The sequence below is a fragment of the Pseudomonas sp. NFACC10-1 genome (genome assembly GCF_900119195.1).
Classification (GTDB): domain Bacteria; phylum Pseudomonadota; class Gammaproteobacteria; order Pseudomonadales; family Pseudomonadaceae; genus Aquipseudomonas; species Aquipseudomonas cerasi.
On record NZ_FPJB01000002.1, the window covers coordinates 297,197 to 316,707 of the forward strand.

Below are 19,511 nucleotides of genomic sequence, written 5' to 3' on the forward strand. Positions count from 1 at the left end.
CCGCCCAACCGAAAAGGAATACCTGTGCCCATCACTGATAGGGAAATTCGTCAGGTCGTCATCATCGGTGCCGGCCCGGCCGGTTCAATAGCGGCTGCCCTGCTCAAACGCCAAGGCCATGACGTGCTGATCATCGAGCGCCAGCTGTTTCCGCGCTTCTCTATCGGTGAAAGCCTGCTGTGCCACTGCCTGGACTTCGTCGAAGAAGCCGGGATGCTGGAGGCCGTGCAGGCCGCCGGTTTCCAGCCCAAAAATGGCGCAGCCTTCGCGCGCGGCGAGCAATACAGCGATTTCGACTTCAGCGATACGTTCAGCAACGGCAAGCCGACGACCTTTCAGGTGCAGCGCAGCGAGTTCGACAAACTGCTCGCCGATCAGGCTGCGCTGCAAGGCGTGGACATCCGCTATCAGGAAGAGATCGTCAGCGCCGACTTCGATGGTCCGCAGCCGGTTTTGCGTGTGAGGCGTGAGGACGGCAGCGAATACAGCGTGCAGGCCAGCTTCGTACTCGACGCCAGCGGCTATGGCCGTGTGCTGCCGCGCTTGCTGGATCTGGAAGCGCCGTCGGGTTTTCCGGTGCGCCAGGCGGTGTTCACCCATATCGAAGACCGCATCGAAAGCCCGCCCTTCGACCGCCGCAAGATTCTCGTCAGCATCCATCCGCAGCACAGCGATGTGTGGTTCTGGTCGATCCCGTTCAGCGAAGGCCGCTGTTCGATAGGCGTGGTCGCCTCGGCTGAACGCTTCAAGGACAAGCCCGAGGATCTGGATGCCTGCCTGCGCGCCTTTATCGATGAAACACCGCAACTGGCCAGCGTGCTGAAAAACGCAGTCTGGGATACGCCAGCGAGAACCATCGGCGGCTACTCGGCCAACGTCAAGACCCTGCACGGCAAAGGCTTTGCGCTGCTGGGCAATGCGGCGGAATTCCTCGACCCGGTGTTTTCGTCAGGCGTGACCATCGCCATGCGTTCGGCGAGCATGGCGGCTGGCGTGCTGAGCCGCCAGTTGCAGGGCGAAAACGTGGATTGGGAAAGCGAGTTCGCGGTGCCATTGAAACGTGGCGTCGACACCTTTCGCGCCTATGTCGAGGGCTGGTACGACGGTACATTCCAGAGCGTGATTTTCTACCCCGGCAGCGCTCCGGACATCCGCCGCATGATCAGCTCGATTCTGGCCGGTTATGCCTGGGACGAACGCAATCCGTTTGTCAGCGAGCCCAAGCGCCGCCTGCGCACACTTTCGGAAATCTGCGCGGACGGTGGTTCATGAGTCGACCGTTCCTGAGTGACAGTTATGTCGAGGAAACCCGCTTCGGCCTGTGGTTTCTGCGCAGCAACATCTGGCAGTACCGCGTGCTGCGCGTGGCGATAGACGACTTGCGCAGCCTGTTCGCCAGCCCGCCGCCGGTTGCGCCGGTGTTGCTCGACGCCGGGTGCGGGCAAGGCCGCTCGTTCCAGCATCTGAACAAGGTTTTTCAGCCGTCCAGGCTCATCGGTGTCGACGCCGATCCGCACAGCCTCGAGATGAGTCGCGAAGAGGCGCGGGCCAGGGGCGTAGAGGTCGAGCTGATCGGCAGCGACTGCGCAGCTCTGCCAGTACCCGACGCCAGCGTCGATTTGCTGTTCTGCCACCAGACTTTCCATCATCTGGTGGAGCAGGAACAAGCGCTGGCCGAGTTTTACCGGGTACTCAAACCGGGCGGCTACCTGCTGTTCGCCGAGTCGACCGAGGCGTACATCGACACCTGGGTAATTCGCTGGCTGTTCCGCCACCCGATGCATGTTCAGAAAAGCGCGGCGCAGTATCTGCAGATGATCCGCGACCAGGGTTTCGAGTTCGATGCACCGAATGTTTCGTACCCTTACCTGTGGTGGAGCCGCGCCAGGGACTTCGGCCTGCTCGAAGTCTTGAAACTGCAAAAGCCCAGGCCGTTCGGGCAACGTGAGGAAACGCTGGTCAATGTCGTGGCCCGCAAACCCCTGGAAGTGGAAGCATCATGATTCGCATACTGTTTTTAGCCTTCCTGCTGCTCGGCGGCTGTGCGGCACAAGCCCCGCTGCCGACCAGCGCACCGACCATGCAATTGCCGATGCAGCTGCACATCGAGCGTCGCCAGGCCGATCAGCATCAGGACTGGTTACTGATCATCCAGCGCGAAAACGGCGGATTGCGCTGGTCGATGATGGACCCGCTGGGCATTCCCCAGGCGCGCCAGTTGCTGATCGACGGCAAATGGCAAGCCGACGGTTTGCTGCCGCCCAATCCCGAAGCCCGCGAGCTGTTCGCTGCGCTGATGTTCGCCATGACCCCGGACCTGGAAATGCATGGCCGCTACCCGACGGCTTACCGCCAGGGCATGCAGCGACGCCTGGACGATCGCTGGCTGGTCGAATATCAGTCGGCCAACGCATTCACTATTCGCCTCAAGGACAGGCTGAGCTACAAGGTCACACCACTGAACAACGAGAGCCTGCCATGACCGCCTATCTCAACGCGCTGGGCGTGATCTGCTCGCTGGGCGACAGCCGTGAAGAGGTGTCGCGCAGGCTGTTCGCAGGTGACAGCTCGGGTATGGTGTTCGAAAGCGGCTGGGTACCGGAACGTGCGTTGCCGGTCGGTGCGGTCAAATCCGCACTGCCGCCCATTCCGCCGGCCGTGCATTTGCATCGCAGCCGCAATAACCAGCTGCTGCTGGCCGCCGCCCTGCAGATTGAGGAGGACATCAGCCAGGCCATCACCCGCTTCGGCGCCGGGCGGATTGGCGTGATCATCGGCACAAGCACCTCGGGCATCGATGAAGCGAGCGAGAGCATGGCCGTCTGGCTGCGCGAGCGGACCTTCCCCGACGATTACGATTATCGGCAGCAGGAACTGGGCGCACCGGCAAATTTTCTCGCCGCCTGGCTGCAATTGAGCGGCCCGGCCTACGTCATCTCGACAGCCTGCACCTCCAGCTCGCGGGCATTGCTCAGTGCGCGGCGGGCGCTGGACATGGGCCTGTGCGATGCCGTGCTGTGCGGCGGCGTCGACAGCCTGTGCAGGCTGACCCTGCAGGGGTTCTCGGCACTCGAGGCCATGTCGCCGCAGCTCTGCAATCCGTTCTCCAGCAACCGCAACGGGATCAATATCGGCGAGGCGGCCGCACTGTTCCTGATGACTCGCGAAGCCGACAGCAGGCACTCGATTGCCCTGCTGGGTGCAGGTGCCAGCTGCGACGCTCACCACATCTCGGCCCCCGAACCCACCGGCCGTGGTGCGCGCGATGCAATGTTGCAAGCGTTGCACAATGCGCGACTCGAGGCGGAGCAGATCAGTTATCTGAACCTGCATGGCACCGCCACGCCGCACAACGACGCGATGGAGAGCCTGGCCGTGCAGGGCGTATTTCCGAACGGCGTGCCCTGCTCCTCGACCAAACCGCTCAGCGGCCACACCCTGGGCGCAGCGGGCGCGCTGGAAGCGGCGTTTTGCTGGCTGAGCCTGGCACCGCAGAATGCCGAACGGGCCCTGCCCCCGCACCTGTGGGACAGCGAGGCCGATCCACTGCTGCCTGCGCTGCAATGGACACACGCAGGCTCGCGCCTGACACCTGAAAGCGCTCGTTACATGATGAGCAATTCGTTTGCCTTCGGTGGCAACAACATCAGCCTGATTATCGGAGATGCCCCATGACCGAGTGGCCGCTCGCCGAACTCATCCCCCATGCCGGCGACATGATCCTTATCGATCAGGTGCTGAGCTTTGACGAAGAACAGATTCGAACCTGCCTGACCGTACGCGCCGACGGCCTGTTCAATCAAGCCGACGGCAGCCTGCCCGCATGGCTGGGCATAGAGCTGATGGCGCAGAGCGTCGCGGCCTATGCCGGTTGCAAGGCGCGCAACAACGGCGAAGCGGTCAAGCTGGGTTTTCTGCTTGGCAGCCGCAAGTTCGATTGCAACGTGACACGCTTCCCACTGGGCAGTGAACTGCACATCCATGCCGTGCGCTCCCTGCAGGACGACAACGGCATGGGCATGTTCGAATGCACCCTCACCGGCCCGGGTATCGAGGCTTTTGCCCGACTCAATGTATATTGCCCGCCCAACACTGCTGACTACCTGGCTGAAGGAGCCCCGGCATGACTGAATCGATACTGGTCACCGGCTCCAGCCGTGGCATCGGCCGCGCCATCGCCCTGCGTCTGGCGCAGGCCGGATACGACCTGATCCTGCATTGCCGCACCGGCCGCAGCGAAGCCGAAGCCGTGCAGACCGAAGTCGTTGCGCTGGGCCGTCAGGCACGCGTGCTGCAATTCGATGTCTCGGACCGTGCCGCCTGCAAGGCAATTCTGGAACAGGATGTGGAGACGCATGGCGCCTATTACGGCGTGGTACTCAACGCCGGGCTGACCCGCGACGGCGCGTTTCCGGCGCTGAGCGACGATGACTGGGATCAGGTGCTGCGTACTAACCTGGACGGTTTCTATAATGTCCTGCACCCGTTGACGATGCCGATGATTCGCCGTCGTGCAGCAGGGCGCATCGTCTGCATCACCTCGGTTTCAGGGCTGATCGGCAATCGCGGCCAGGTCAATTACAGCGCTTCCAAGGCAGGGCTGATCGGTGCCGCCAAGGCGCTGGCCATCGAACTGGGCAAACGCAAGATCACCGTCAACTGCGTCGCGCCGGGGCTGATCGATACGGCCATGCTCGACGAGAACGTGCCCGTTGACGAACTGATGAAAATGATTCCGGCACAACGCATGGGCACGCCCGAGGAAGTGGCGGGGGCCGTGAATTTTCTGATGTCGGCCGAAGCGAGCTACATCACTCGTCAGGTTCTGGCCGTCAATGGGGGACTGTGTTGATGAAGCGTGTGGTAGTGACCGGCATGTCCGGCATCACTTCGGTGGGCAGCGACTGGCCGACTATCGATGCCAGCTTCACGGCCAATCGCAGCGGCATTCGCCGGATGGACGAGTGGAACCGTTTTGCCGAGCTCAATACCCGCCTGGCTGGCCCCATCGACGATTTCGTCGTGCCGGGGCACTGGACGCGCAAGCAACTGCGCAGCATGGGCCGCGTGTCCCGTCTGGCCGTGGCGGCTGCGGAGCAGGCCCTGATCGACGCCGGGCTGCTGAATCACCCTATCATTCGCGACGGCCGCATGGGCACGGCCTGCGGCTCGTCCACCGGCAGCACCGACGAGATCAAGGCTTTCGGCAACATGTTGATCAACTCGGTGGCTGTGGGCCTGAACGCCAACTCCTACGTGCGGATGATGCCGCACACCACCGCTGCCAACATCAGCATTTTCTTCGGCCTGACCGGACGCCTGATTCCGACCTCCAGCGCCTGTACCAGTGGCAGTCAGGGCATCGGCTATGCCTACGAGGCGATCAAGTTCGGCCGTCTGCCGCTGATGCTGGCGGGCGGGGCTGAAGAGCTGTGCCCGACCGAGGCCATGGTGTTCGACGCGCTGTACGCCACCAGCCTCAAGAATGATGCGCCCCACAGCACGCCACGCCCCTACGACAGCGGACGCGACGGCCTGGTGATCGGCGAAGGCGGCGGCATGCTGGTGCTTGAAGAGCTTGAGCATGCCCAGGCACGTGGCGCGCACATCTACGCCGAGATCGTCGGCTTCGGCAGCAACGCCGACGGCGCGCACAGCACTCGCCCCGAGCAGGCCACCATGCGCCGCGCGATGGAGCTGGCCCTCGAAGACGCCGCCCTGCCGCCCGACGCCATCGGTTACGTCAACGGCCACGGCACCGCCACCGAACAGGGCGACATCGCCGAGACCCTGGCCACCAGCAGCCTGTTCGGCCCGCGCATGCCGCTCAGCTCGCAGAAAAGCTTCCTCGGCCACACGCTGGGAGCGTGCGGCGCGCTGGAGTCATGGTTCAGCATCGAAATGCTCAACAGCGATCGCTATATCCATACGCTCAACCTGGTCGCCATCGACCCACAGTGCGGTGAACTGGACTACATCGTCGGCGAACCAAGGTACATGAGCAACGAATACGTGATGAACAACAACTTCGCATTTGGCGGCGTGAACACCTCGCTGATCTTCAGGCGTTGGCGCTAAGGGTGTTCTCTGGGACGCCTGCCGTTCCTCATGCTCCAGTCCACACACTTATCGTTCCCACTCTCCGGCGTGGGAATGCAGCTCTGGTCGCTCTGCGTCCGATCTTTACGTATCAACATGCCTACAAGAGAGGGCTGCTGCCCGCAGGACGTTCGGGAGGTTACGACCGGCTGAGAAGCGGCCCGGCCATGCCTTATGCACCGCATGCACCGGTCTTGCTGCCGGTTCCCGGCAGATCGCGAGCAAGCTCGCTCCCACGGCCTGCGGCCAGAATCTCAACTATCGTGCGGCGCTCTGCGTCGTATGCCGTTCTGGACGCTCAGCGGCCCGGCCCACCGGATGCACCGGTCTTGCTGCCGCTTCCCGGCAGATCGCGAGCAAGCTCGCTCCCACGGCCTGCGGCCAGAATCTCAACCATCGTGCGGCGCTCTGCGTCGTATGCCGTTCTGGACGCTCAGCGGCCCGGCCCAACGTACGCACCGGTCCTGCTGCCGGTCCTGCTGCCGGTTCTCGGCAGATCGCGAGCAAGCTCGCTCCCACGGCCTGCGGCCAGAATCTCAACTATCATGCGGCGCTCCGCGTCGTATACAGTTCTGGACGCTCAGCGGCCCGGCCCACCGCATGCACCGGTCTTGCTGCCGCTTCCCGGCAGATCGCGAGCAAGCTCGCTCCCACGGCCTGCGGCCAGAATCTCAACCATCGTGCGGCGCTCTGCGTCGCATGCCGTTCTGGACGCTCTGCGTCCTATCATCAGTACCCTTGAATCACCCCACATTGCGCGTTAACAGCTCGGTGAACGCCTTGGCCATGGGCGATTGTTCGTCCTTGCGTTGCACCAGCCACACCGCGCTGGTTGCGCCGGGGTCGAGGACGTTGCGGTAGACCACGCCGTCGATGCGCATTCGCCGGTAGGACGCAGGCAGTACGGTGACGCCCAATCCTGCTGCAACCAGGCCGATGATAGTCATCACTTCGCCCGCTTCCTGGGTGATCAGCGGGCTGAACCCCGCGGCGCGCGCCAGGCTCAGGACTTGCGCGTAGATGCCGCTGCCGTAGGTACGCGGGAAGAACACGAACGGCTCGGCGGCCAGCGCCGCCATGTAGATCCCTTCCTCGCTCCCTGCCGCCAGAGGATGGTCGGCACGCATGATCGCCACCAGCGGTTCACTGAGCAATTCGAACACCACCAGTGAATCGGGCAATGCCAGCGGGCGCATGATGCCGACCTGAATGGTTTTGTCCTCAAGACCTGCCGCCACTTCCTGACTGGTGATCTCGGTCAGGGTCAGGTGCACGTCCGGGTAGGCCTGGCGGAAAGCAAAAATCGCCTGCGGAATGCTCGACGTAAACGGCGCAGACGAGGTAAAGCCGATCTTCAGCTCGCCGATCTCACCCAATTGCGCACGCCGCGCCACGTCAGTGGCCTTGTCGACCTGCGCCAGCACCAGCCGTGCTTCGTCGAGAAACAGCCGCCCGGATTCGCTCAACTCGACGCGCCGGTTGGTGCGCTCGAACAAGCGCGTGCCCAGTTCCTGCTCCAGCGTCTGAATCTGCTGGCTGAGCGGCGGTTGCGAAATACCCAGCGCCTGCGCGGCGCGGCCAAAATGCAGCTCTTCGGCAACCGCGATGAAGTAACGCAGATGACGCAATTCCATGCGGCCTCCATTAAGTCGTTTTACCTATCAAACAGGTCGAACAATATATTGGATGGAATGATTAGCGAGCTATATGATTTTTTCATCGCCCGCTCAATCGTGCCCTGAGGTCCTTGTGAACCCTGCCGTCGCCCCGCCCACCCCAGACCTGAACACCCCGTCCGTACAGTCGTCGACACTGCCCGACGATACCTACATCGAAAAGAACACGCCGCTTTTCAAACGCACTGCGCTGGCGCTGTTCGCTGGCGGGTTTTCGACCTTTACCCTGCTGTACTGCGTTCAGCCGATGATGCCGACGCTGTCCAGCGAGTTCTCCCTGACGGCGGCACAAAGCAGCCTGATCCTGTCCGTAGCCACGGCAATGCTCGCCATCGGCCTGCTGATCACCGGGCCGATATCCGATCGGCTGGGGCGCAAGCCGGTGATGGTCATGGCGCTGTTCTGTGCGTCGCTGTTCACCATCGCCAGCGCCTTGATGCCTAGCTGGGAGGGCGTACTGATTACCCGCGCCCTGGTAGGCCTGTCACTGAGCGGCCTCGCGGCGGTGGCCATGACCTACCTGAGCGAGGAGATCCACCCCACCCATCTGGGTCTGGCGATGGGGCTGTATATCGGCGGCAGCGCCGTCGGTGGTATGAGCGGAAGGCTGATCGTCGGGGTGATGATCGACTATGTCAGCTGGCATGCGGCAATGCTGGTAGTTGGCGGGCTGGCGCTGATCGCCGCAGCGGTATTCTGGAGGATCCTGCCGGCCTCGCGCAACTTCCGCCCGCGCTCGCTGCACCCTCGCAGTCTGCTCGACGGGTTTGTGGTGCAGTTTCGCGATGCAGGCTTGCCGCTGTTGTTTCTGACCGGCTTTCTGCTGATGGGCGCATTCGTCACGCTGTTCAACTACATCGCCTACCGCTTTCTGAGCGCACCCTACAACCTGAGCCAGGCCGTGGTCGGGGTGTTTTCCGTGGTGTACCTGTCGGGCATCTACAGCTCGGCAAAGATCGGCTCGCTGGCTGACCGCCTTGGCCGCCGACAGGTGCTCTGGGCCGTGATCGTGATGATGCTGGCCGGCCTGCTGCTGACCCTGTTCACCCCGCTGCCGCTGGTGATCGTCGGCGTACTGATCTTCACTTTCGGCTTCTTCGGCGCACATTCGGTGGCCAGCAGCTGGGTCGGACGCAGGGCCACCACCGCCAGAGGCCAGGCCGCGTCCCTGTACCTGTTCTGTTACTACGCAGGCTCGAGCGTAGCCGGAACCGGCGGCGGCGTGTTCTGGCACTACGCGGGATGGAACGGCATCGGGCTGTTTATCGGCGTGTTGCTGCTGATCGCCCTCGGGGTAGCGCTGCGGCTGGCAAGGTTGCAGCCGCTGGGGGCGAAGGTTTAGTCACCCGGCAGACGCAGGCGGATGGGGGGGACGCAATGGCACTCCCATCAGCCACCTAACCCCTTCCAAGAAATTTATTTTCATATATTTGTTTATATTTCGTTTTCGTGTAATTTATTTTCATCACGAAAGCAGAGATAAAAACAATGAATACCTGTGATCGCCCTGAAACGCCCCTGCTCCACCTTATTGCGTCATCCCTGCCGAGTACCCCCGAGTCGCCTTCAGGCTGACAGCTTCAGCTGTTGGTGTTGCGTCCTCGCCTACCCACTTTGCAAGGAACCGTCGCTATGTCGCCGTCACCCGGTATTTCGCTGTTGGTCTACGCCGCTGTCGCCATCATCGCCTTGATCGTGCTGATCGCGCGTTACCGCCTCAATCCGTTTATCGTCATTACGCTTGTTTCGGTCGGTCTGGCCCTGGTCGCGGGAATGCCGGCCAGTGGCGTGGTCGCCTCCTATGAAGCGGGGGTTGGCAAGACGCTGGGGCATATCGCGCTGGTCGTGGCGCTGGGCACCATGCTTGGCAAGATGATGGCCGAGTCTGGCGGCGCCGAGCAGGTGGCGCGCACTCTGATCGACCGCTTTGGCGAACGTAACGCGCACTGGGCCATGGTCTGCATTGCGTTTCTGGTGGGCTTGCCACTGTTCTTCGAAGTCGGCTTCGTTCTGCTGGTGCCGATTGCCTTTACCGTGGCCCGGCGTGTCGGGGTGTCGATTCTGATGGTCGGCCTGCCGATGGTCGCCGGTCTCTCGGTGGTGCATGCGCTGGTGCCGCCACACCCTGCTGCGATGCTCGCGGTGCAGGCGTATCAGGCGTCGGTGGGGCAAACGCTCTTCTACGCCATCCTGATCGGCATCCCCACGGCGATCATCGCCGGTCCGGTGTATGCCAAATTCATTGTGCCGCGCATCCACTTGCCAGCTGAAAACCCGCTGGCCAAGCAGTTTCTCGACCGCGAACCACGCCAGAAGCTGCCCAGCTTCGGCCTGACCATGGCCACGATTCTGCTGCCGGTGGTGCTGATGCTGCTGGGTGGCTGGGCCAACCTGATCAGCACACCGGGCAGTGCGTTCAATGGCTTTTTGCTGTTCATCGGCAACTCGGTGATCGCCCTGCTGCTGGCCACCCTGTTGAGTTTCTGGACGCTGGGCATCGCTCAGGGTTTCAACCGCGACTCGATCCTGAAATTCACCAATGAGTGCCTGGCACCGACCGCCAGCATCACGTTGCTGGTCGGTGCCGGTGGCGGTTTGAACCGTATTCTGGTCGACAGCGGCGTGACCAACGAGATCGTTGGTCTGGCGCAGGACTTTCATCTCTCACCCCTGCTGATGGGCTGGTTGTTTGCGGCACTGATGCGCGTTGCAACGGGCTCGGCGACGGTGGCGATGACCACGGCGTCGGGCATTGTTGCGCCTGTCGCGCTGGGGCTGGGTTACCCGCACCCCGAATTGCTGGTGCTGGCGACGGGCGCAGGCTCGGTGATCTTTTCCCACGTCAACGACGGTGGTTTCTGGCTTATCAAGGAGTATTTCAACATGACCGTCGCGCAAACGTTCAAGACCTGGACGGTCTTGGAGACGCTGATTTCTGTCGTCGCTTTTGCCCTGACGCTGGGCCTGGCGCAGGTGCTTTGAGTGGACATTCTGTACCAGATACGTGCCCGTCAGGATTCCCTCAGCGCGGGAGAGGGACGAATCGCCAGGCTGTTGCTCAGCGATATCGCCTTCGCGGCCAGTGCCAGTCTGGATGAGCTGGCCAGCCGCGCCGAGGTCAGCAGTGCGACGCTGTCACGCTTCGCACGCAGCATCGGTTGTCGGGATCTGCGCGATTTGCGCCTGCAACTGGCCCAGGCCAGCGGCGTCGGCAGCCGCTTCCTTCATCCTGAACCGGCGCCGGAGCAGTCGGCGTTTTTCACCCGGATCGTCGACGACATCGAAGCGACCCTGCGCCAGCACCTGGCGGGCTTCGATGCAACACGCTTTGCCGCCGCCATCGCCTGTGTCGCCGACGCACGCATGATTCACACATTCGGCATGGGCGGTTGCTCCAGCCTGTGCAGCGAGGAACTGCAAACCCGGCTGGTGCGCCTGGGTTACCCGGTGGCCGCCTGCCGCGACCCGGTGATGATGCGCATGGTCGCCGCTACGCTTGGCCCGCAACACAGCCTGATTGTCTGCTCGCTCAGCGGGCGCACACCGGAACTGCTCGACGCCGTGACCCTGGCCCGCAGCTATGGTGCCCGCGTGTTGGCCATCACGCTGCCTGACTCACCGTTGGCACAACTGGCCGAGGTCGTGCTGCCGCTGCAAATTGCTGAAACCAATTTCATCTATAAACCTACCGCAGCGCGTTACGGCATGCTGCTGACCATCGATGTGCTGGCCACTGAACTGGCGCTGGCGAGCCCTGAAGACAATCAGGAGCGGCTGCGCCGGATCAAGCTTGCGCTGGATGAATACCGTGGCGGTGAAGATGGCCTGCCGCTGGGAGACTGAACCATGCTTTATGACCTGATCATTCGCAACGCACTGGTCATCGACGGCAGTGACACGCCGGGGGTACGCGCCGATGTGGCGATCAGCGAAGGGCGCATCCAGCGCATCGGCAGTCTGACCGGTGCCAGTGCCCGGGAAGAAATCGATGCGGCCGGTCGCGTGCTGGCCCCCGGATTTATCGATGTGCACACCCACGACGATACGGTGGTCATCCGCAAACCCGAGATGCTGCCGAAAATCAGCCAGGGCGTGACGACCGTCATCGTCGGCAACTGCGGGATCAGCGCTTCGCCGGTCTCGCTGAGCGGCAATCCGCCCGACCCGATGAACCTGCTGGGCGACGCCGCGGCGTTCGTCTATCCACGTTTCACCGACTACCGCGCGGCGGTTGAAAACGCCCGGCCCGCCGTTAACGTGGCGGCCCTGATCGGCCATACCGCCTTGCGCAGCAACCACATGGATGACTTGTTGCGCAGCGCCAGCCCGGAAGAAATCGCCGCGATGCGCGAGCAGTTGCGCGACAGCCTGGAAGCGGGCGCGCTGGGGTTGTCGACCGGCCTTGCCTACGCTTCGGCGTTCTCGGCCGAAACCAGCGAGGTCAAACAACTGGCTGAGGAACTCAGCGCGTTCGGCGCGATTTACACCACCCACCTGCGCAGCGAATTCGAGCCGGTGCTTGAGGCCATGGCAGAAGCATTCGATATAGGTCGCCATGCGCGCTCACCGGTCATCATCTCGCACATGAAATGCGCAGGTGCCGGCAACTGGGGACGCAGCCCGCAACTGCTGGCGGCCCTGGAAGAGGCCGCGCAGGACCATCCGGTAGGCTGCGACTGCTATCCCTATGCGGCCAGTTCTTCAACGCTGGACCTTAAACAGGTGACTGACGCATTTCGCATTACCATCACCTGGTCTACGCCACACCCGGATCAGGGCGGCAGGGATCTGCAGGACATTGCCGCCGACTGGGGGCTGTCATTGCTGGACGCCGCACGCAAGTTACAGCCTGCGGGTGCGGTGTACTACGGCATGGATGAGGGCGACGTCGAACGCATCATGTCTCACCCGCTGGCGATGATCGGCTCCGATGGCCTTCCGGAAGACCCGTTTCCTCATCCGCGCCTGTGGGGCGCGTTCCCGAGGGTGCTTGGGCATTTCAGCCGCGACAAGGGGCTGTTTGCGTTGCACACCGCCGTACACAAAATGACCGGGCTGTCAGCCGCGCGCTTCGCCTTGCACGAACGCGGCCTTATTCGCGAGGGTTACTGGGCGGATCTGGTGTTGTTCAACCCGCAAACCGTGCGCGACGTGGCGGATTTCAAAGACCCTCAGCGAGCGGCGCAGGGCATCGACGGTGTCTGGGTCAACGGTCGGCTGAGCTACGCAGAAGGCAAGGCGCAAGGCGAGCGCCAAGGTAGATTCCTGCCACGCAGCGGTTCGCTGCGGCAGGGCTTTGCGGATGCAAAAGCGCCGACGTAGTCGTCGGCGCTTAAATCAATCGATGCGTCTTGAGGCATCGACGCCTCGTTGGCTCGGCAATTACTGGTGATACTGCGCCGACAACTCGTGCACCGCATTGATGAACGCGCCGGCATTGGCCGGGTCGACTTCAGGGGTGATGCCGTGGCCGAGGTTGAAGACGTGCCCGGTGCCGCTGCCGTAGCTGGCAAGGATGCGTGCGACTTCCTGGCGGATGGCTTCCGGGCGGGCGTACAGCACGGTCGGGTCCATGTTGCCTTGCAGCGAAACCTTGCTGCCGACACGCTGACGCGCTTCGCCGATGTCACAGGTCCAGTCCAGCCCGAGGGTGTCCGCACCGATGTCGGCAATGCTTTCCAGCCACAGACCGCCACCTTTGGTGAACACGATCACTGGCACCTTGCGCCCGTCGTTTTCGCGAATCAGGCCGTTGACGATCTTGCGCATGTAGGCCAGCGAGAACTCCTGATACGCCGCCGAAGAAAGGCTGCCGCCCCAGCTGTCGAAGATCTGCACGGCTTGCGCACCGGCCAGAATCTGGCCATTGAGGTAGGAGGTCACTGACTGCGCCAGCTTGTCGAGCAGCAGGTGCATCGCTTGCGGGTTGTCGTAGAGCATGGCCTTGGATTTGCGGAAGTCTTTTGACGAACCGCCCTCGACCATGTAGGTCGCCAGCGTCCACGGGCTGCCGGCGAAACCGATCAGCGGTACGCGACCGTTGAGTTCGCGGCGAATGGTGCTGACCGCATCCATCACGTAGCCCAGGTCCTGCTGCGCATCGGGGATCGGCAACGCTTCGATGTCAGCCAGCGTGCTGACGGTTTTCCTGAAGCGCGGGCCTTCGCCGGTTTCGAAGTACAGCCCCTGACCCATCGCATCGGGAATGGTCAGGATGTCGGAGAACAGAATCGCCGCGTCCAGCGGGTAGCGATCCAGCGGCTGCAAAGTGACTTCACAGGCGAACTGCGGGTTCTTGCACAGGCTCATGAAGTCCCCGGCACTGGCGCGGCTGGCGCGGTATTCCGGCAGGTAGCGACCTGCCTGACGCATCATCCATACCGGAGTGACGTCTACGGGTTGCTTGAGCAAAGCGCGAAGGAAACGGTCGTTCTTCAGGGCAGTCATGTCGGCATCCGCAATAAAAGTGCCGGCATTTTCTCAGAGCTCGACGCAAAAGGCACGGCGAGAGCCGTGCCTTTTGTCTATCGTGCCGATTTGCTGTCGTTATGCACGGGCATGCGCCTTCAGAACCGGCTGATTTCCGTCACATTTGCTTATGGTTGAGGATATCGAAAGGCTCGAGCATGCCTTTTTCCACACGCTTGAGCACCAGACGCCAATCCCCTCTCCCGGTGCTATCGCCAATGGAGGGCAAGTCCAGGAAAAAAAACTTTGCGTTTTTATCCAGTTTATTTTTTGCAGTGGGTTTCCATCTATGCAAGTGAGCGGCGCCATCAAGAACGTACTTCTCAACAGCATTCCTGACTGAGGCTTCCAGGTCTTTGGCCTGTATCTCCTTATCCGCTCTTTTGAATTCGGCAGCGTTGAAAAAATCACTCATGTGTATTTTGTACCTGAGTTTTCCAGCACTCTTGCCCGGTGTATCCGTACCGTTCCCTGTTTCCGTGGGCAGCTTGGTTATCCGGTGTCTGCCGCCACCGCGCAAACCGGCCGACGCGTGCACCCAGACACCTTGATCGTCGAGCTGGATCGGCAGTTGGTAATACGCATCCGGTCGCCGCGAATCAATAACCCGCCATGCCGCACAATCTGAGTCGTATCTGACGGCATAGACTTTTTCCTGTTGCACGGCGTAAAAGCGGCTCGGTACACCTTCTTGAGCTTTCTCATGGATGCCCCGGTAAATCCCGTCACTGCGCGCTTTCAGCCCGACAGGCGTTTTGGATACCGCTGTTTTCGGATCGAGCACAGAGCGGCCAACCGTTGCCGTAGAAGATGTTCTGACCCGCCGCCCTTTTGACAACGTCAGCCCATCGGCCAGCAACAATGCCGCCTGAACCAAATACAACGGGGCACTCCCGTGTTCGCTGGACTTCTTTCCTACGCCCTGCCAGATAGCGTAAAAACTGCGAAGGGCAGCGATCGGCAGTTGCACTTTAAAAGGTGTGAAGGTGAGGAGGATGTCGCCAACGGTTTTGGTGATTTCCCAGGCACTTTCCCAATAGGTTTCCCAGTTGGTATTGGTCTGTTCATCGACAGCAGAAATGACCCGCGCGACTTCAGACTCATAGACCACCTCAAGAAAACTCCCGGTACACGGCTGCAGTTCCATGAACAGCGTGTCACGGCCAGCGGTCAGTACCTGCCTGACATCGGCCTGTGAGGCCAAAGGTGCCCTGCCCACCAGGTAGTTCAGCAATTCGGGCTCAAGCAATATCCGCTGCCGGAACTCCTGCGTATCGCTCATTTCCCGGAAGCACATGCCGTCAGGAGCCTGCGGGGTAAAAACCACCACGTTGGCGACGCTGGAGCGCGACTCGGTGCCGATCACCAATACACCGCTCAATGACACACCATTGATGGATAACTGGCTGACCTGAATATGATGCCCCTCCACCGTCGCGCGATCATCACTGTCAACTGGGTGATCGAGCACAGCGGCAACCCATTTGTAGCCTCTGTTCGCCAGCTCGGGAGGAAGCCCGCCATCGCCCAGAAAGTCTCCCGCCATTTTCGCCTCGATCGCGTCGAGGCGCATTTGTGCGCGCATGACGCGTGCATAACGCTCACGGTGCCATTGTCCTGCCGCCGACGTGGACAGGACTATGCTGAGATACCTTGAGTAATCCTCACCAATGTTCAGCTCACGAATCAGGCCGAACAGATAACCGGCGTTGAGGAAACTGAGCAGTTGCCCCTGATCGTCAAACGCGCGACCGGTGAGTAGAAAGTTGATATTGGTGAGTGCAATGTTTTCCAGCGACAGATCTGTAAGGCTGCGCTCTTGCGTTTCGTAATGCGGCTCCAGCTCGGAAGGGCCGACATATTCGTAATCAATATCAATGCCGATGCCCGGATCAATCTCGACGCTGGTGGTATGAACGCTGATGCGGTCGGGATCCACTGTAATGCCGTGGTCGAGCAAAATTCGCTCTTGCAGTTTTCCCCGCGCGTAGTTACGCAACCGGTCAGGCTGTCCGTAAACGGAAGGGTCCGGCAGGTCAGGTGCCTGGGCTTCGAGCAACGCCTGGCTGTAGTCCTGCACCGCCACTTTCCAGCTTTGTTTTTCGACATCGGTCGCGTTCGCGAACCAGTCAGGCAGACAATCGTTTTCGATTTCAGTGGGTTGCTCAGGGTCGAACCAGCCGCGATTTTTCTCAATGGCACGCCGGGTCAGAACGTCGCGAATGCCTTTCACATCCTGCTCGAACTGCATGCCCAGCGCAAAACGCTCTTCGGCTTTCAATTGCGAACTGATCGCAAGATAGAAGCTGTCAGTACCCGGCTTGAATGAGAAAAACCCGCCGCTTTCGGTGTCCCGAGCACTGTAGTTGCCGTAGCCGTCATGCAGCAGAACGATACGGGTATCGTCAGGGTCTTCCGGAAAATACTCGCTCTCGCCGGGTTCGAAGATCACCAGCTCTCGCCCCGATTCGGCAGTCAGCAACTCTCTGATGATCTCGCGGGCCAGCTCATCCGTGTAGGTATTGAAGCTCCGCGTTCGCGACAGGCCGTCGATAGCCAGACTGCTGCTCCACTCATCCAGAGAAATGCTCATCGCCTCGTCGAAAGACTCCGGCAGAACAACATTATCCAGAAAGTCAGCTTCTTCCTGCTCTGTCAGCGGCATCTGCTCCAACAGTCCTTCAAGACGACCGGCCGGAACATCCGGGTATAAAGCGCATAGCTCGCTCAGGACCGCAGAAAGCAGAGTCTGCTGACGAACCCACAGTGGCAGGAAAGGATTACGTGTGCGGGTATCCAGTTGCCCCTTCGAGGCGCCCTCGTCGGCCGCCACCAGTGCATCGAATAACAGCGGCCTTTGGTCATTTGCCAGACCCGCTATTTGTTCGCGCAGGGTAACGATTCGTCCGTCATCACTGTGACTGCCGGGAAAGTTGCCACCCATGCCGAGACTGGAACCTGCCGGCAACTGACTGAACACCCAGTGCAGCAACGGCTCATCATTGGAGACCGGAACATCATCCGGAACGATATAGGCATCGGCGTTTTGCATCAGGACGATGCTGCCTTGAACGGCGCTTTCATCGCTGCCTTTCAAAAAGACCGCGAGCACTTCGTCGTTTTCGTTGTGAATCCTGATAGACAGGTCGGCAGGCCAGTCAGGCAACTGAACCAGCAAGGCGAATAACGCATCTTCACCGCCTTCAGGGAAAAAGTTCTTCCCTGTAAAGCGCCCGATGAATTGGTCGATTATCCGGTCCGCGCGTTCTCGAGCCCGGTGTTCGCGTACGGCAACCGTACTGGGCGTGAACCTGTCCGGCCCGAGAAGTTTCTGTTCTTTGGATAGAGCAAGTTTGCCCATGGGGGCGGCTTTCAACATGGCTATTTCCTTATAGCGACATGGATGGCGGGAGTGCCTGCACGGCAATTGGCATCCCGATGAAAGCGCAACAGCGTAACGCCTTCCGAAAGCAGAAACCGAGGGCAGAAACAAGGCGTTAACAATCGAGTATCGCGCCCCTTACGAACAGGTCGTGATCGGAGAATCGGGGTTGTTTCAGAAGATCTCAAACCCGCCACGTCGAGCGCACACGCGCCTGACGCATTCAAAGCGCAGGAAACAGGCAAAAACGACTATTCATCACTCCTTCCCCGGTGGAAGCGCTCTTCCTGAGCGAGTTACACCGAGTCCAGAGAGTAAGTGCCGGGCGGGATGTCAGAGACATTGGCACAGTGCATACGAAGGGTAGACGCTTGTTGTCGGGGTGCGCGTCAGTAACGACACACCCCGGCAACACCAGGCTCAGACGCCCAGGTAATCCAGAATCCCTTCAGCCGCATTACGGCCTTCGAAGATAGCGGTCACCACCAGGTCGGAGCCGCGCACCATGTCGCCACCGGCGAATATCTTCGGGTTGCTGGTCTGGTGCTTGTACTGCGCCTGTTCCGGGGCCACGACACGGCCCTGGCTGTCGGTGCTGATGGTGAACTGCTCGAACCATGGCGCCGGGCTTGGGCGGAAGCCGAAGGCGATGACCACGGCTTCTGCCGGGATGATCTCTTCGGAGCCAGGAATCGGCTCGGGACTGCGACGACCACGGGCATCCGGTTCGCCCAGGCGCGTCTCGACCACTTTCACGCCTTCAACCTTGCCCTCGCCGATGATGGCGATAGGCTGACGGTTGTAGAGGAACTTCACGCCTTCTTCCTTGGCGTTTTTCACTTCCTTGCGCGAGCCAGGCATGTTTTCTTCGTCGCGGCGGTAGGCGCAGGTCACTGACTTGGCGCCTTGGCGGATCGAGGTGCGGTTGCAGTCCATCGCCGTGTCACCACCGCCCAGAACCACGACCCGCTTGCCCTTCATGTCGACGAAGTCTTCCGGCGCCTTTTCGAAGCCCAGGTTGCGGTTGACGTTGGCGATCAGGAAGTCGAGCGCATCGTGCACACCTGGCAGATCCTCACCGGGGAAGCCGCCTTTCATGTAGGTGTAGGTGCCCATACCCATGAACACCGCATCGTATTCTTCGAGCAGTTGATCGATGGTGACATCCTTGCCGACTTCGGTATTTAGCCGGAATTCGATGCCCATGCCGGTGAACACTTCACGGCGATGGCTCAGCACGGATTTCTCCAGCTTGAATTCCGGGATGCCGAAGGTCAGCAGACCGCCGATTTCCGGATTTTTGTCGAACACCACCGGGGTCACGCCGCCACGCACCAGCACATCGGCACAGCCCAGGCCCGCAGGCCCTGCGCCGATGATCGCGACGCGCTTGCCGGTGGGCACGACTTTGGACATGTCCGGACGCCAGCCCATCGCGAAAGCAGTGTCGGTGATGTATTTCTCGACCGAACCGATGGTCACCGCACCGAAACCGTCGTTCAGTGTGCAGGCACCTTCACACAGGCGATCCTGCGGGCACACGCGGCCGCAGACTTCCGGCAGGGTGTTGGTCTGGTGCGACAATTCCGCAGCCGCGAGGATATTGCCCTCGGCGACCAGCTTGAGCCAGTTGGGAATGAAGTTGTGCACCGGGCACTTCCATTCGCAGTACGGGTTGCCGCAGCCCAGGCAGCGGTGCGCCTGATCGGCAGACTGCTGGGGCTTGAAAGGCTCGTAGATTTCCACGAACTCTTTCTTGCGTTGACGCAGCAGTTTCTTCTTCGGGTCTTTACGTCCGACGTCGATGAACTGGAAGTCGTTACTGAGACGTTCAGCCATTCTCTGGAGCCTCTTTGCAGCAGCTTCAGGTTACAAGCCTGAAGCTG

15 protein-coding genes are annotated in these 19,511 nt (G+C 61.1%); 11 read left to right on the plus strand and 4 right to left on the minus strand.

The features are described from left to right. Positions 1-24: 24 nt before the first annotated feature. The 7 genes from BT119_RS05940 to BT119_RS05970 are packed head-to-tail and all read left to right on the plus strand — an operon-like array spanning position 25 to position 6,078. On the plus strand, positions 25-1,272 hold the full coding sequence (locus tag BT119_RS05940; protein ID WP_054081268.1) for an NAD(P)/FAD-dependent oxidoreductase: 1,248 nt from the start codon (positions 25-27) through the stop codon (positions 1,270-1,272). Continuing rightward, entirely contained in the window at positions 1,269-2,003 is a 735-nt protein-coding gene (locus tag BT119_RS05945) for a class I SAM-dependent methyltransferase (RefSeq protein WP_003432126.1), read from the plus strand. The genes BT119_RS05940 and BT119_RS05945 overlap by 4 nt, the downstream gene beginning before the upstream one ends. Continuing rightward, positions 2,000-2,482 (plus strand): hypothetical protein, encoded by a 483-nt coding sequence (locus BT119_RS05950; protein ID WP_058397757.1) that lies wholly within the window; start codon positions 2,000-2,002, stop codon positions 2,480-2,482. The genes BT119_RS05945 and BT119_RS05950 overlap by 4 nt, the downstream gene beginning before the upstream one ends. After that, entirely contained in the window at positions 2,479-3,675 is a 1,197-nt protein-coding gene (locus BT119_RS05955) for a beta-ketoacyl-[acyl-carrier-protein] synthase family protein (RefSeq protein WP_072365078.1), read from the plus strand. Before BT119_RS05950 ends, BT119_RS05955 begins: the two co-directional genes overlap by 4 nt. Next, positions 3,672-4,127, plus strand: a complete 456-nt coding sequence (locus BT119_RS05960) for a hotdog family protein (protein ID WP_003366036.1) — start codon at positions 3,672-3,674, stop codon at positions 4,125-4,127. Before BT119_RS05955 ends, BT119_RS05960 begins: the two co-directional genes overlap by 4 nt. After that, entirely contained in the window at positions 4,124-4,852 is a 729-nt protein-coding gene (gene fabG, locus BT119_RS05965) for a 3-oxoacyl-ACP reductase FabG (protein WP_003432130.1), read from the plus strand. Before BT119_RS05960 ends, fabG begins: the two co-directional genes overlap by 4 nt. Then, positions 4,852-6,078, plus strand: coding sequence for a beta-ketoacyl-ACP synthase (locus BT119_RS05970; protein ID WP_072365080.1), 1,227 nt, complete (start codon positions 4,852-4,854; stop codon positions 6,076-6,078). The genes fabG and BT119_RS05970 overlap by 1 nt, the downstream gene beginning before the upstream one ends. A gap of 764 nt (positions 6,079-6,842) precedes the next feature. Here BT119_RS05970 and BT119_RS05975 read toward each other — a convergent pair. After that, a complete protein-coding gene (locus BT119_RS05975) occupies positions 6,843-7,733 on the minus strand; it encodes a LysR family transcriptional regulator (protein WP_058397760.1) in 891 nt (296 codons plus the stop codon). 115 nt (positions 7,734-7,848) lie between these two features. Between BT119_RS05975 and BT119_RS05980 the strand changes: the two genes are divergently transcribed. The 4 genes from BT119_RS05980 (at position 7,849) to BT119_RS05995 (ending at position 13,097) form a co-directional block, all read left to right on the plus strand. Continuing rightward, positions 7,849-9,117, plus strand: coding sequence for an MFS transporter (locus tag BT119_RS05980; RefSeq protein WP_072365082.1), 1,269 nt, complete (start codon positions 7,849-7,851; stop codon positions 9,115-9,117). 290 nt (positions 9,118-9,407) lie between these two features. Further along, positions 9,408-10,757, plus strand: a complete 1,350-nt coding sequence (locus tag BT119_RS05985) for a GntP family permease (protein ID WP_003366023.1) — start codon at positions 9,408-9,410, stop codon at positions 10,755-10,757. Beyond that, entirely contained in the window at positions 10,758-11,618 is an 861-nt protein-coding gene (locus tag BT119_RS05990; protein ID WP_003432135.1) for a MurR/RpiR family transcriptional regulator, read from the plus strand. A gap of 3 nt (positions 11,619-11,621) precedes the next feature. Further along, positions 11,622-13,097: an N-acyl-D-amino-acid deacylase family protein gene (locus BT119_RS05995; RefSeq protein ID WP_058397761.1), complete on the plus strand. Its 1,476-nt coding sequence runs from the start codon at positions 11,622-11,624 to the stop codon at positions 13,095-13,097. 60 nt (positions 13,098-13,157) lie between these two features. Here the strand turns inward: BT119_RS05995 and hemE are convergent, their stop codons facing one another. From hemE to BT119_RS06010, 3 genes are all read right to left on the minus strand, one after another. After that, positions 13,158-14,222 carry a uroporphyrinogen decarboxylase gene (gene hemE / locus BT119_RS06000; RefSeq protein WP_003366016.1) on the minus strand — a complete coding sequence of 355 codons (1,065 nt, stop codon included), beginning with the start codon at positions 14,220-14,222 and terminating at the stop codon, positions 13,158-13,160. Between the two features lie 139 nt (positions 14,223-14,361). Then, positions 14,362-17,622: a dermonecrotic toxin domain-containing protein gene (locus tag BT119_RS06005; protein ID WP_072365084.1), complete on the minus strand. Its 3,261-nt coding sequence runs from the start codon at positions 17,620-17,622 to the stop codon at positions 14,362-14,364. Positions 17,623-18,045: 423 nt separating this feature from the next. Beyond that, a complete protein-coding gene (locus BT119_RS06010) occupies positions 18,046-19,464 on the minus strand; it encodes an FAD-dependent oxidoreductase (RefSeq protein WP_010438787.1) in 1,419 nt (472 codons plus the stop codon). Between the last annotated feature and the right edge of the window lie 47 nt (positions 19,465-19,511).